The organism is Haloarchaeobius salinus (assembly GCF_024464185.1).
GTDB lineage: Archaea > Halobacteriota > Halobacteria > Halobacteriales > Natrialbaceae > Haloarchaeobius > Haloarchaeobius salinus.
In genome coordinates, this window is sequence record NZ_JANHAU010000006.1 from 26,308 (window position 1) to 39,978 (window position 13,671).

General features: G+C 65.4%; 11 protein-coding genes. 9 read left to right on the top strand and 2 right to left on the bottom strand.

What is annotated here, in order from left to right; genetic code table 11:
• The first annotated feature begins 136 nt into the window (after positions 1 to 136).
• The 5 genes from glpK (at position 137) to NO345_RS16720 (ending at position 6,548) form a co-directional block, all read left to right on the top strand.
• Positions 137 to 1,678 carry a glycerol kinase GlpK gene (glpK, locus tag NO345_RS16700; RefSeq protein ID WP_256301124.1) on the top strand — a complete coding sequence of 514 codons (1,542 nt, stop codon included), beginning with the start codon at positions 137 to 139 and terminating at the stop codon, positions 1,676 to 1,678.
• A 2-nt stretch (positions 1,679 to 1,680) separates the two neighbouring features.
• Positions 1,681 to 2,790 carry a DUF7973 family transport facilitator gene (locus NO345_RS16705; RefSeq protein ID WP_256301125.1) on the top strand — a complete coding sequence of 370 codons (1,110 nt, stop codon included), beginning with the start codon at positions 1,681 to 1,683 and terminating at the stop codon, positions 2,788 to 2,790.
• A gap of 109 nt (positions 2,791 to 2,899) precedes the next feature.
• The gene (locus NO345_RS16710) at positions 2,900 to 4,078 is read left to right on the top strand and encodes a Cdc6/Cdc18 family protein (protein WP_256301126.1); all 1,179 of its coding nucleotides are present in this window, start codon (positions 2,900 to 2,902) and stop codon (positions 4,076 to 4,078) included.
• 61 nt (positions 4,079 to 4,139) lie between these two features.
• Positions 4,140 to 4,664, top strand: coding sequence for a hypothetical protein (locus NO345_RS16715; RefSeq protein WP_256301128.1), 525 nt, complete (start codon positions 4,140 to 4,142; stop codon positions 4,662 to 4,664).
• A gap of 1,203 nt (positions 4,665 to 5,867) precedes the next feature.
• Positions 5,868 to 6,548, top strand: a complete 681-nt coding sequence (locus NO345_RS16720) for an HAD hydrolase family protein (protein WP_256301129.1) — start codon at positions 5,868 to 5,870, stop codon at positions 6,546 to 6,548.
• A 33-nt stretch (positions 6,549 to 6,581) separates the two neighbouring features.
• Here the strand turns inward: NO345_RS16720 and NO345_RS16725 are convergent, their stop codons facing one another.
• Positions 6,582 to 6,782, bottom strand: a complete 201-nt coding sequence (locus NO345_RS16725) for a VNG_1110C family protein (RefSeq protein WP_256301130.1) — start codon at positions 6,780 to 6,782, stop codon at positions 6,582 to 6,584.
• A gap of 141 nt (positions 6,783 to 6,923) precedes the next feature.
• Here NO345_RS16725 and NO345_RS16730 point away from each other — a divergent pair, with 141 nt between their 5' ends.
• The 3 genes from NO345_RS16730 to NO345_RS16740 all read left to right on the top strand — a co-directional run bounded on the left by NO345_RS16730 (position 6,924) and on the right by NO345_RS16740 (position 11,599).
• Positions 6,924 to 8,033 (top strand): OBG GTPase family GTP-binding protein, encoded by a 1,110-nt coding sequence (locus tag NO345_RS16730; protein ID WP_256301132.1) that lies wholly within the window; start codon positions 6,924 to 6,926, stop codon positions 8,031 to 8,033.
• Between the two features lie 107 nt (positions 8,034 to 8,140).
• Positions 8,141 to 8,899: a VOC family protein gene (locus NO345_RS16735; protein WP_256301134.1), complete on the top strand. Its 759-nt coding sequence runs from the start codon at positions 8,141 to 8,143 to the stop codon at positions 8,897 to 8,899.
• Between the two features lie 315 nt (positions 8,900 to 9,214).
• Positions 9,215 to 11,599, top strand: a complete 2,385-nt coding sequence (locus NO345_RS16740; protein WP_256301136.1) for a DUF7827 domain-containing protein — start codon at positions 9,215 to 9,217, stop codon at positions 11,597 to 11,599.
• A 163-nt stretch (positions 11,600 to 11,762) separates the two neighbouring features.
• Here NO345_RS16740 and dph5 read toward each other — a convergent pair whose 3' ends face one another.
• Positions 11,763 to 12,560, bottom strand: coding sequence for a diphthine synthase (gene dph5, locus NO345_RS16745; protein WP_256301138.1), 798 nt, complete (start codon positions 12,558 to 12,560; stop codon positions 11,763 to 11,765).
• A gap of 94 nt (positions 12,561 to 12,654) precedes the next feature.
• Here dph5 and NO345_RS16750 point away from each other — a divergent pair, with 94 nt between their 5' ends.
• Positions 12,655 to 13,638: a class I SAM-dependent methyltransferase gene (locus NO345_RS16750; protein ID WP_256301140.1), complete on the top strand. Its 984-nt coding sequence runs from the start codon at positions 12,655 to 12,657 to the stop codon at positions 13,636 to 13,638.
• The last annotated feature ends 33 nt before the right edge of the window (positions 13,639 to 13,671 follow it).

Here is a 13,671-nt window from a genome sequence, read left to right on the forward strand (position 1 = left end):
GTGAATTAGACCGCCAGCGGCCGTAAGACTGTTCTGATTGTGAACATCACGCACAAGTTTTATCAGGGTTTACCATAGTGTTTACTACTGGTTGTGGGCCAACAGTAAACATCGGCCCGCGGACACGGAGGAACCTATGGCAGGCAAGCACTACGTCGGCGCGATAGACCAGGGGACGACAGGGACTCGCTTCATGGTGTTCGACCACGCTGGACAGGTCGTCGCCAACGCATACGAGAAGCACGAACAGATCTACCCGGAACCCGGCTGGGTCGAGCACGACCCGATGGAGATCTGGGAGAACACGAAGTCGGTCGTCGCGACCGCACTGGAGCAGGCCGATCTCGCTCCGGAGCAACTCGCCGCGCTGGGCATCACGAACCAGCGCGAGACGACGCTGCTCTGGGACGCGGCGACCGGCAGACCGGTCCACAACGCCCTCGTCTGGCAGGACCGGCGGACGACAGACCGCGTCGAGGAGCTCGAGTCCGAAGGGAAGGTGGAGTGGATCCGGGAGAAGACCGGCCTCGAGGCCGACGCCTACTTCTCGGCGACGAAGGTCGAGTGGCTGCTCGACAACGCCGACCCGATGAAGTTAGAGCGCACGGTACCCCAGGACCTGCGGGACCGAGCGGAGGGCGGGGAGCTCCTGATGGGGACCATCGACAGCTGGCTCATCTACAAGCTGACCGGGAACCACATCACGGACGTCACGAACGCCTCCCGGACGATGCTGTACGACATCCGGGAGATGGAGTGGGACCACGAGCTCCTCGAAGAGTTCGACGTGCCCGAGGAGTTGCTGCCCGAAGTCCGGCCGTCGAGCGACGACGCGACCTACGGCAGCACCGACCCCGAGGGCTTCCTCGGCGCGGAGGTGCCCGTCTCGGGCGCACTCGGCGACCAGCAGGCCGCGCTCTTCGGGCAGACCTGCTTCGACGAGGGGGACGCGAAGAACACCTACGGCACGGGTTCGTTCTTCCTGATGAACACGGGGGAGGAGGCCGTCGAGAGCGACCACGGGCTGCTGACGACGGTGGGCTTCCAGCGCTCGGGCGAGCCCGTCCAGTACGCGCTGGAGGGTGCCATCTTCATCACGGGTGCGGCCATCGAGTGGCTCGAGGACGTCAAGCTCATCGACGACCCGGTCCAGACGGCCGAGCTCGCCCGGAGCGTCGACTCGACCGACGGGGTGTACATGGTCCCGGCGTTCACGGGCCTCGGTGCGCCTCACTGGGACGGTCGCGCGCGCGGGACCATCGTCGGGATGACGCGGGGGACCGAGCGCGAGCACATCGTCCGTGCGACGCTCGAGTCCATCGCGTACCAGACCCGCGACGTGGCCGAGGCGATGGAGGCCGACGCCGGTATCGACATGGGTCGGCTCCGCGTCGACGGCGGCGCGGTGAAGAACAACTTCCTCTGCCAGCTCCAGGCCGACATCCTCGGCACCGACATCGTCCGGCCCGAGGTCGACGAGACCACCGCGCTCGGTGCGGCGTACGCCGCCGGGCTGGCCGTCGACTACTGGGAGACGGTCGACGAGCTCCGGGAGAACTGGCAGGTCGACCGCGCGTTCGACCCCGAGGGGGACCAGGACGAGCTCGACGCGAAGTACGACCGCTGGGGTGACGCGGTCGAGCGCAGCCTGAACTGGGCGCAGGACGGGGGTGACTGACGATGTTCGAGCTCGCGATCCAGACGACGGTTCCGGTCGTCGGCTACACGCTCGAAAACTTCCTGCTGCTGCTCATCGCGGCCGCAGCCGGCGGCGCGTTCGGGGCCGCCATCGGTGCGCTGCCCGCGTTCATCTTCACGGGTTTCGTCGTCTTCCTCGGCGAGGGCATCGCGATCCTCAACCGGCAGCTCGGTGGCGAAGCCCTCGCGGTCGGGCAGGGTGAACTCGCAGCGGGCCTGACGGGCATCATCGGCTTCGGTGCCGTCACCGGCCCGCACATCGCCTTCGCGGGCGGTGTCGCGGCGTCGGCCTACGCCGGCAAGAAGTACCCCGAGATGGAGCCCGACGGCTGGGACTACCACTTCGGGAAGAACATCCTGTACGCCTTCGGCACCAAGCCGGACATCCTCGCCGTCGGTGCCGTATTCGGCGTCTTCGGGGCGGTGTTCAACCAGTTCGCCGGCGCACTCCTCGTGGTCAGTGGCACCGGCGTCACCGACTCCATCGCGCTGACCGTCGTCGTGAGCGCGTTCCTGGCGCGGGTCGTCTTCGGCTACCCCATCGTCGGGAAGTCGGCCGGCTCCAGCATCCTCGACATGTCGCCGTTCGAGCGCGAGGAGCCCCGCACCGCCACCGACGGCGGTGAGGACGTCGAGGCTCCCATGGAGCACGAGGGCCGTCTGGCGACCGAGCCGTGGCTCCCGCACCAGTACAGGTGGTCGGGCGTCACCGCCATCGGCCTCGTCGGGGGCATCCTCGGCGGGTACATCTACATCCTCACCGGGAGCATCTTCCTCGGCTACGCCATCTCGGCGATGAGCCTGCTGTTCCTGCAGCTGGGCGTCGAGAAGATCCCGGTGACCCACCACATCACCCTCATCGGGGCGGTCGGTGCGGTCGTGCTCCTGCCCGACTTCGGCCCGGTCGTCGCGCTGCTGGCGGCCGGCGGCTTCGGCGCGGTGAGCGGCCTGCTCGGCGAGGTGACCCAGCGCATCTTCTACGCGCACTCCGGGACCCACGTCGACCCGCCCGCGATGGCCATCGCCATCGCCATGGTGGGCGTGGCGATCCTCGAGATCGTCGCGGTGCTGCCGAACGCGGGCTACCTCTGAGCCGTGACCACCTTCGACGACGGAGGCTCTCGACGCGTCCTTCGGCGCTGTGCCGAGGGTTTTTAGCGTCGGGGCGGATTGAGCTACGACTACCGAACCGACCCAACGCATGGATATCGAAGCACGAATCAGACGACGACAACGGCGCAGCGGCGAGCCCCGTATCGTCCAGGACTACGACGCCCTGTCGCCGGTCGTCCACGTCGAAGAGCCGTCGGGCCGGGGGCCGGTGCTCGAGCAACTGCTCGACCACCTCGACCCGATCTTCGAGCGGTCGCTGCCACCGACAGCCTACGTCTGGGGGGACGGGGGAGTCGGCAAGTCGGCCGTCGTCACCGCCCTGTTCGAGCACCTCGACCGGATGCTGACCGGGACCGGGAGCGTCATCCACACCACGACACGTGCCCGCTCGACGCCGGCACCCGACTTCGTCTACGTCGACGCACGGGTCGACGACAGCGAGTTCGGCCTGTACCACACGGTGCTCGACGGACTCGTCGACGAGCAGGTGCCGAAACAGGGCGTGCGGACGGACTCGCTGCGGTCGCGGCTGATGGAGCGCCTGTCCGGGACGGACCGTGCCGTCGTGGCCGTCGACCACGTCGACGAACTCGACACGCTCGGGTTGGCGACGCTCCACGATGCGTTCGACGGGATGGACGACCGACTCAGCTGGATCGCGGTCGGGCGGACCCCGCCCGAGGAGCTCTCGAGCGAACTGCTGCCGCCAGAGCACATCCACGTGCCGCCGTACCAGCAGCACGCGCTCGTCGACCTGCTGACCGGCAGAGCCTCGGACGGACTCGCCCGCCAGTCGTTCGACCACGAACAGATCAGGCGCGTCGCGGAGTGGGCGGAGGGGGACGCCCACGACGCGCTCACCGCGCTGTTCGGGGCCGCGGAGGTCGCGACGGGCGAGGGACACGGGCGCATCCACGAGCGCGACCTCGGGGCCGGTCTCGACGCGGTTCCCCGGCCGACGGTCGCGCTCGGACGCGTGTTGACGCTGCCGGAGAACAGACAGCTGGTGCTGCGGACGCTGGTCGACCTGCCCGACGAGGCCACGACATCGGTGGGGGAGGCGGCGGAGTCAGTCGCCGCGGCACCGGGTGTCGACCTCTCGCCCTCGACGGTGAAACGGTACCTGTACGAGCTGGCGGAGGAGGGTATCACGGAGCGCGTGACGACGGAACGCCGGGCGGAGAGCGCGGGCCGGCCGCCCAGTCGGCTCGAACCGCGGTTCCCGACGCTCGTGTTCAGTCGACTGTACGACCTGCAACGCGAGTGAGATCCGAGGCTTCTGTCTCCTGTCCCGCGTCGACGGGACCGCATTCGACGTCGACGTCCCGATGGTGTATCAGGCATTGTTCCGCCTGGAAGGCCCGAAGACGATCGACGAAAGCTACGGCCAGGGCGTCGACTACGGCCACGGCGCAGGCGACCTCGAGGAGTCGACACATCACGTGTCCGTGAGAGAGGCCGGCCGCCAGTACCCTGAACAGAAGTACGTGAATCACGACACATATCGTGCCGTCCCCGAGGACTTCGACAAGATGGCAGACTATGACGTCGACGAAACGACCTGGTTCGTCACGAACCACTGCACGGGCCACGAGGTGCTTCCCGTCTTGAACGATCCACCGGAAGGAGAGCTGTGCGTCGAGAAGATTTACAGCCAGGGGATCCCACCACAGCAGTTCAGCATCGAACCCCCGGACTGGCCGCCATCTACCCCCTCGGACACCTCCGAGTGGCCTTGCTCGACGCCGACCATAATTCGGATATCCGAAGACCGGTTTGCGGTGCTATTGACTTCTCACCCTTCGATTCAATCGTCGGTTAGTGAACGTTTCACGTTTTCACATAGTACTTGAGTTGTTATTCCGACCGGGACGGTGATTCAGTAATCACACAAAACTATCGAGGCGCTCGGCACGCTGGACTGGCCCTCGTAAGACGAACACCGCCCACGTCGAGAGTGTATCCGACTGACCGAGTACCGGTTCAGCTAGCCAGCCGAAATATCCCTTTCATCGGAGGCCAGCTCGAACCTGGGATGATCGGACGCCCCTAGATCACCGTGAATTTTCACACTCGGATTTTCGCCTTGAGAGACGTCGACAGCCTTCGAGCGGGGCGCTAGTTCGTTCTCCATTGTTTCACAATCGGGCAAAACACCCGCAAGAGGGATACTACGGCTGTAATTAACCTGAGTGTGAAACGCGAACCGCGGGGAGGCAACCTCCGTTCTATGAAAACAGATTTCGGGCATTCAGTGCCTGGGATACCCGAATATGTGCGTTTCAGAATTACCTGGGTTGCCAGTGAAAACAGCTACTGGCCCTTCCGAGATTCACACGCAGACCAAACCGCAAGACGGGGAACGATTGTGAAAATTCGGGTCAGTGGGCCAACCCATTCGACATGATGTCCGCACTCCCATCAATATCTCCTAAACAGCTTAGCTGAAGTCCCAAAACACATATTTCATCGGAATCGATCTCGGGCTGACTTTCTTCTCCGGCCGGAATACGCCCACACACAATCTTCACAATCGGTATTCACGGGTCTTCTTGCGGGTGGTTTCACCGATTGTGAAACTGAGCGCAGACGCCTAGCGAGGCTCTGGTATCTTCTGTGAGTCGCATATTGAAATTCTCTCGATGTGAAAATAGTACCACTTTTGACAGGGTTTGATGGGTGTGGAACTGCTGGCGTTGTTTGGAAGTCCGGCACCAATTACGCAGCAATCTCCTTGTGACCGCACCACCAGCTACTGAAGTACAGGCCATTCCCTGAGGACCAAGATCTGTGATTCAGAGGAACGACTTGAGACAGAGAAGCGACCTGAGGAGATCCGAGTCGACGGGCGACGGACCCAGTACGAACCTGGATTCACTCCCGTGAAATCACCGACAGTCGCCCCAATTAGTATTGCTTTAATACCACAATACTATGTCTGCGATTGTAGACGAAGGTCACTCGTTCGGGATAGGGCCTGGGCTGGGATCTCGATGACGGGTACCCACCCTACACCGGAACGTGAGTCATTTACCGTCGGTCACCCCAGGGGAGGTATGAGCCACGCCTCGCCGCTCGTCCTCGACATCGACGGTACGCTCACCCGACCCGAGGGCGGCATCGACCCGCGCGTCTTCGAGCCGGTCCGCGACTGGCCCGCACCCGTCGTACTGGCGACGGGCAAGGCGTTCCCGTACCCCATCGCGCTCTGTACCTTCGTGGCCATCGAGGAACGCGTCATCGCCGAGAACGGCGGTATCGCCCACGTGAACGACGAGGTGCTGGTCCACGGTGACCGCCAGCGGACCACCGCGGCCATCGAGGCGTTCCAGGACGCCGGCGGCGACCTCGGCTGGGGCGACGTCGACCTCGTGAACCGCTGGCGCGAGACCGAGGTGGCCATCCGTCTCGACGCCGACGAGGAGCTGCTCCGCAGTGTCGCGGCCGAGCACGGCCTGGAGGTCGTCGACACGGGGTACGCCTACCACCTCAAGCAGCCCGACATGTCGAAGGGACTGATGCTCGAACGGGTCGCGGAACTCATGGGCTACGAGCCGTCGGCCTTCGTCGCCATCGGGGACTCGGAGAACGACGTCTCCACGTTCGAGCGCGCCGGCCGGAGCTTCGCGCCGTCGAACGCCGACGAGCGTGCGCTTTCGGCCGCCGACGTGGTTCTCGACGGTGCCCACGCCGAGGGGACGCTCGCCGCACTCGACCGGCTTCGCTCGGCGGAGTGAGTCCAGCCGCGAACTGTACAGGGTCGTCGACGTTCAGGCGATGGGAACGCCCTGCCTGACGAGGTAGTCGCTGGCGCGGTCGATCTCGACCGGGCTGCCGACGAACCGGTAGGTGTCGCCCTCCTCCAGCATCGTCAGCACGAACTCCTCAGCGAGGCGGTCCCGCAGCTCCGCCGGCGTCCCCGCGGGGAGGACGATCTGCGTGCTGTCGCGCAACTGGGCCGGGTTCGGCATCGTCTATCTCGGCGTTTCTGACGGCGCTGTATGAACGTGTCGAAGTCGTGGTACGTGTCGGGGTCGGACAGGGTGGCGCGACGGCGTGGTCGACGAGACGAGTGGACAGGTTTTTCGGCTCCCACGGCCGAGAGTGGAACGATGGGGCTCGAAGAGGAGATCGAGGCGATCGAGGAGGAGATAGCCAACACGCCCTACAACAAGTCCACCGAGGCCCACATCGGGCGACTGAAGTCGAAGCTCGCCCAGAAGAAGGAGAAGCTGGAGAACCAGTCGGGCAGCGGCGGCGGGCAGGGCTACGCGGTCGAGAAACACGGCGACGCCTCGGTCGCACTCGTCGGCTTCCCCAGCGTGGGCAAGTCGACGCTCATCAACGCGATGACGAACGCCGACTCGGAGACCGGCGAGTACGAGTTCACCACGCTGACGGTCAACCCCGGTATGGTCGACATCAACGGCGCACACATCCAGCTGCTCGACGTGCCCGGTCTCATCGAGGGTGCGGCGGACGGTCGCGGTGGCGGGAAGGAAGTCCTCTCCGTCGTTCGAAGCGCCGACCTCCTCGTGTTCATGCTCTCCGTGTTCGAGATCGAGCAGTACGACCGACTTCGCACGGAGCTGTACAACAACAAGATCCGGATCGACCAGACGCCCCCACGGGTCACCATCCGCAAGAAGATCAAGGACGGCATCAAGGTGACCTCGACCGTCGACCAGCCGATGGACGACGACACCATCAAACAGGTCCTGCGCGAGCACGGCTACGTCAACGCCGACATCAACCTCGGCGAGGAGCTCGACATCGACCGGCTCATCGACGGCATCATGGACAACCGGGTGTACACGCCCTCCATCGTGACCATCAACAAGACCGACCTCATCGAGCCCTCCTACAAGGAACAGGTCGACGAGGAGCTGCGGAAGCGCGACATCGACCCCGAGGAGGCGACGTTCATCTCCGCCGTGGAGGAGAAGGGCCTCGACGCGCTGAAAGAGCGCATCTGGGAGCAGCTCGGTCTCATCCGGGTCTACATGGACAAACCCGGCCGCGGCGTCGACTGGGAGGAACCCCTCGTCGTGCCCGAGGGCGCGACCATCGAGGACGCCCTCTCGAAGCTCGGCGGCGACTTCGAGGACCGCTTCCGGTTCGCCCGTATCCGCGGCCCGAGCGCGAAACACGACGGCCAGCAGGTCGGCGAGGATCACGTGCTCGAGGACGAGGACGTGCTGAAGCTCGTGCTGCGCAAGTAGTCGACGGCGGCTTCTCCGCTCGCGTGTGCGTTAGGGTTCACTCGAAGCTCAGTCCCCCGAGTTCCGCATCCGCTACTGGTTTCAACGCGCTGGCCGTACGGCCGCCCATGCAGGCGACACTCGACCACACGATGATGCGCGTGGAGGACCTCGACGCCAGCCTCGACTGGTACACCACCCACCTCGACTACGAGGAGAAGGGGCGCTGGGAGGCCGACACGTTCACCAACGTCTTCCTCGGGCCCGAGGACGTCCACGAGGAGGGCGCGCTCCTCGAACTAACCTACAACCACGACGGCCGCACCTACGACCACGGCGACGCGTGGGGCCACATCGCCGTCCGCGTCGAGGACGTCTACGACGCCTACGAGGAGCTCATGGACGAGGGCGTCGAGGACTACCGCGACCCCGACTCCTGCGGCGGTTCCTACGCGTTCGTTCGCGACCCCGACGGCCACGAGGTCGAGATCGTCGAGCGCGACCACGGCGCGAAGTGGAGCCTCGACCACACGATGCTCCGCGTCGAGGACGCCGACGCCGCCATCGGCTGGTTCACCCGCAAGCTCGAGTACGGGCTGTTCCGCCGCGAGGAGTTCGACGACTTCGCGCTCTACTTCCTGAAGCCCGCGGACGCCGCCGACGAGGCGATGAGTGTCGAACTCACCTACAACTACGACGACCGCACGTACGACGTGGGTGACGCGTGGGGTCACGTCGCGGTCCGGTGTGACGACCTCCACGGGACGTGGGACGCCCTGATGGCACGCGGTGCCGAGGACTACCGCGACCCCGAGTCCTGCAACGACCGCTACGCCTTCACCAAGACGCCCGACGGACAGGAAGTCGAGATCGTGACGCGGGACTGAGAGCATCCCGGAGCACCGTTCCTGTCCTCGTTCGGCCGTCGGATTGGCAGTGAGTGGTGCGGGTCCGGGTCTTTATTTAAGTACTTTCTGGAGTACCGATCCGAAGAAACGAGAAGACGATTTCCCGCTCAGATACGGTCTGAGAGGGTGTGTTAACGGTTGACAACTTCCCAGTTCACCACAAAGCATTTATAACAATGGTTCGTGCGTTTGTGATGTACCCCTACCCACGGTGACAGTACTGACTACCGTTCGCGTCCCCCCACAGACGCCGAGCGAGAAAGGTGCTCGATCCACGCAGAACCCAAGCAACCTATGACAGGAACCAAAACAAAGATCCGTGGCCTCTTCCTGGCTGCGCTGATGATTACGTCCGTCTTCGCGGGCGTAGTAGCGTTCTCGGGAAGTGTCGCCGCGGCAAATGCATCCGACTACGATGCCGAGATTGACGAGGGCCAGGGCTACTGGTCCGGTCAGACTCTGGCAGAGACCGACGACTTCGCACAGGGCGAAAGCGTCGTCCTCGAACAGCAGCAGAGCAACGGTAACTGGCAATTCCTGACGTACGTGGACGTCGACTCCGATGACGACGTCGTCATCGAGACTGGCGACTACGAGACGGGCGACTACCGTCTGCGTCAGGAGTCCGGTGACAACACCGTCACCAACTTCACCCTGCGCGAGCAGACCGTGACCGCATCCGCGGACCCGGTCGAAGTTGAGAACGACGGTGCCGCCAACCAGTCCACCCTCACGATTACCTCGAACCGCCCGAGCTGGGGCCTCGTCATCGCGAACGACGACCTCACGCCGGACGAGATCAACGCCACCTTCCCGAGCGTCTCGGGTACGGCCGTTGACTGGGACGGCGACGGCTCGGCTGACGCCGACGACGAAGCCGACGCGTTCGAGATCACGAGCAAGACGTACGACACCAACGAGGACCTCGTCGGTAACTTCACCGGCGCCGCCACTGGCTCGTACGACTTCGAGTTCGCTGCGAACGACACCGGTGTCTCGGACACCGCGACGGTCAACGTCAGCGAGCCCGCGACCGGCACTGTCGGTCTCGGCAGCAACCTCTACACCGACGAGCTCGGTGACACCGCACAGATCACCGTCACGCTCGACGAGACCTCTCAGGGTATCGTTCGCTTCGGTAGCGCGTCCGACAACTATCAGGCGAACATCACTGTCACCGACGGTAACGGTGACGGTGAGGTCGTCGTCAACGTGAACACCTTCCTCATGGGCACCGGTGACTCCGAAACGTTCACCGTCGCCAACGAGGACGACTCCATCAGCAACGAGCAGTACGGTAGCCTCGGTGGCTCCCTGATTGCAACTGGTGGCTACAACGTCGAGGTCGCGACTGGCACGAACTACAACGTCAACTCGCAGAACGTCGGTACGTTCGACATCCAGCCGCGCTCGACCAACGCGCTCAACACCTGGACCGCTCCCGACGCTGCAAGCCTCTCCGGTGCAACCGCTGAGGACGTGGCAGCACTCGTCGAGGATGGCACCATCACCGAGGATGACACGGTCGCGAAGGGCGACTACATCATCCACGAGCTCGACGCAACGGGCCTCGAGGGTGTCGTCGCGAGCGACTCCAACGGCTTCTTCGGCGTCCTGAACGACAACGGCGCCACCTACAACGTGTCCCTCACGGTCACGGAAGTCGAGCCGGAGCGCAACCAGCCGCGCCGCACCGTCGACATCAACAGCTCGAACACCGCCGTCGTCGCTGGTGAGGACGTCTACTACCTCGTCACCCACACGGACGACATCTCCGCGATGCCCGCTCACGGCGAGTACACGGCCGAGTTCATGATCGCAGAGGAGAGCCCGCTGGCCTCCGCTGACGAAGCAGTGAACACGACCTGGGAGCTCGCAGAGGGCGCAATCGAGATCGACGCGAACGACGATGACGAGGTCATCGTCTCCGCCGAGGATGAGCAGACCATCTCCGGCGAGTCGACCTACGCACCCGGCACGGAACTCAACATCCGCGTCAACGGTCAGGACGAGGGCGTCGCCTTCCTGAAGCCGGCAACGGCAACGGTTCAGGAGGACGGCACCTGGTCCACCAGCGTCAACTTCAGCGACATCGCAGCTGGCAGCGAGTTCACGGTCAACGTGAACAACGGTGCCGCAACGGCTGACGGCTCCGTCGAGGAGGCAACCGCACCGGCCGCGTTCGAGGTCTCCGACCTCAGCGCACCCGGTACGGCGACCGTCGGTGACGAAGTGACCGCCACGGCCACCGTCGCGAACACCGGTGGCGAGGAAGGCACGACGACCGTCGAGTTCACCTTCGGCGGTGACGTCGTCGACTCCCAGGAGGTCACGCTCGCATCCGGCGAGTCCACGACCGTCGAGTTCAGCGTCACGGCTGACGTCGAGGCAGGTACCTACACGCACGGTATCTCCGCAGGCGACTCCAGCCAGACCGCTGAGATAACGGTCGAGGCGCAGCAGACGGCGACCCCGACGGCGACCCCGACGGCGACCCCGACGGCAACCCCGACGGCAACCCCGACGGCGACCCCGACGGCGACCCCGACGGACGCGCCGACGGACGACCCGACCGAGACTGACGACGGCGATGACGGTGGTCAGCCCGGCTTCGGTATCGGTGTCGCACTCGTCGCTCTGATGGGCGCAGCGCTCCTCGCGCTCCGCCGTCAGAACTAACGATCGCTAACTAACCGGACTTCCGTCCGGTCCTTCGCGGTACTTCGCTTTCTTTCGGACGCAACAACCGGCCAGCGACAGCTCGTTCTCGTGATCGTTCCGGCGGACAGCGACGCCACTTCCAGGCGAGAGCAGTCGTGAAAAGAGCGGTGTCGACGTCCCGTTACTGTTCGAGCAGCTCCTCAGACGCACCGGCGAGCTCGCGGAGCGCGTCGCTCTCGATGGGGTGGAGGTCGCCGGGGACGACGAGCAGGTGCAGTGGGTCGCCGAACTCGCGGTCTGCGAGTGCGCCGAGCGTGTCGGCGGCGACGAGTGGGTCCGGGCTTCCGGCACGAGCGACGACGACGCCGAGCGTGTCGGGCAGGTGCTCGGCGAGCAGCCCGGCGGCGTGGTCGGCGGTCATGTACTCCTCGTGTGCGGGGTCGTCGCCGTCGGGGCCGCGGCCGACCTTGATGTCGAGGTAGACGACGGTGTGGAGGCCACGCTCGCGGTTGTCGGCGATGGTGTCGAGGACGCTCCCCGGGACGCCGTCGCCACCGTGGGCGTACTCGAACGGGAGCGTCGTCGCCTTGCCGAACCGGTAGTTCTGGAGGCCGGTGAGCGAACTCGTCGCGGTCTGGGCGGTCGTGCCGTGGACGACCCGGGTGTCGATACCGCGTTCGTGGGCACGCAGCCGGAGGTCGACGTGCGTGGTCGAGATCATCGTGTCGCCGGCGGTGAGGAAGGCGACGTCCTGCTCCTCGGCCGTGTCGAGGATGTCCTCGGGGTGCTGTTCGACGCCGGCGCGGTCGCGCACCTCGATGTCGACTCCGTGGTACTCGGCGATATCCTCGATGGATGCCCCGACGAGCTTGCTGGTGTACAGTTCCGCGAAGGCCGCGTCGGCGGCCCGGAGCGCCGCCTGCCCCTCGACCGTGATTGAGCGTTCGTCGTACAGCCCGAGGCCGATGAACGTGAGCATACCCGTGTTCGGTTGGCCGGGCCGATAAGTTGGGCGTGTTCGACTCGACCATCGAAAGCGAAGGCGTTAGGGCCGCCGCGGGGTACGTCCGAGCATGGACGTCCCCTGCGTGCGCGTCGAGCAGTCCGAGGGCGAGGCGACGCGGCAGGTCCTCGCCGACGTCGGCGTGCTCGACGACGAGCACGGCATCACCGGCGACGACGGGTGGCTCTACCTCCCGGTGACCGACGCCGAGGCGGTACCCGACGAGTTCGCCGTCGTCACGCACGACGCGCCGGCGCGGCGGACGCCGACCACGCCCGCGGACATACTCGGGGAGGACCCGAGCTACGAGCGTCTCGGCGACGTGGCCATCGTGGACGAGGACGACCCCGAGCGGGCGCGTGAAATCGCCCGGGCCATCGTCGACTCGGACCTCCCCGTGAGGACGGTCGTCGACCGCGCCTCCGAGATCCAGGGCGAGCTCCGGGTGCGCGACTGGAACGTGCTCGTCGGCGACGACACCGAGACCGTGCACCGCGAGTACGGTCACGAGTTCGCCCTCGACCTCGATTCGGTGTACTTCTCGCCGCGGCTCGCGACAGAGCGCCACCGCGTCGTCGAGCAGATTCAGTCCGGCGAGCACGTCTTCGACATGTTCGCGGGCGTCGGCCCGTTCGCGGTTCCGGCCGCAGCGCGCGGTGCGGAGGTCGTCGCGGTGGACCTGAACGAGACGGCGGTCGAGTACCTCCGCGAGAACGCCCGCCGGAATGACGTGACGGACCGACTGACGGCCATCCACGGCGACGTCCGGGACGCGGCCGACGACTACCACGACTGGGCCGACCGCATCGTGATGAACCTCCCCCACAGCGCCGACGAGTTCCTCGACATCGCCGTCGCCATCGCTGGCGACGACTGCGTCCTGCACTTCTACGACATCCAGCACGAGGACGACCGGTTCGGGCCGGGCGAGCGCGCGATCCGGGCGGCCGCGGAACCGGAGTACCAGGTGGCCGTCGAGGAGCGCCACACCGTCCGCTCGTACGCTCCCCACGAGTACAACGTCTGCCTCGACGTTCGCCTGACGAAAGGGTGACGGCCGGGGCGATTCGCAACCCTTATTGTACTC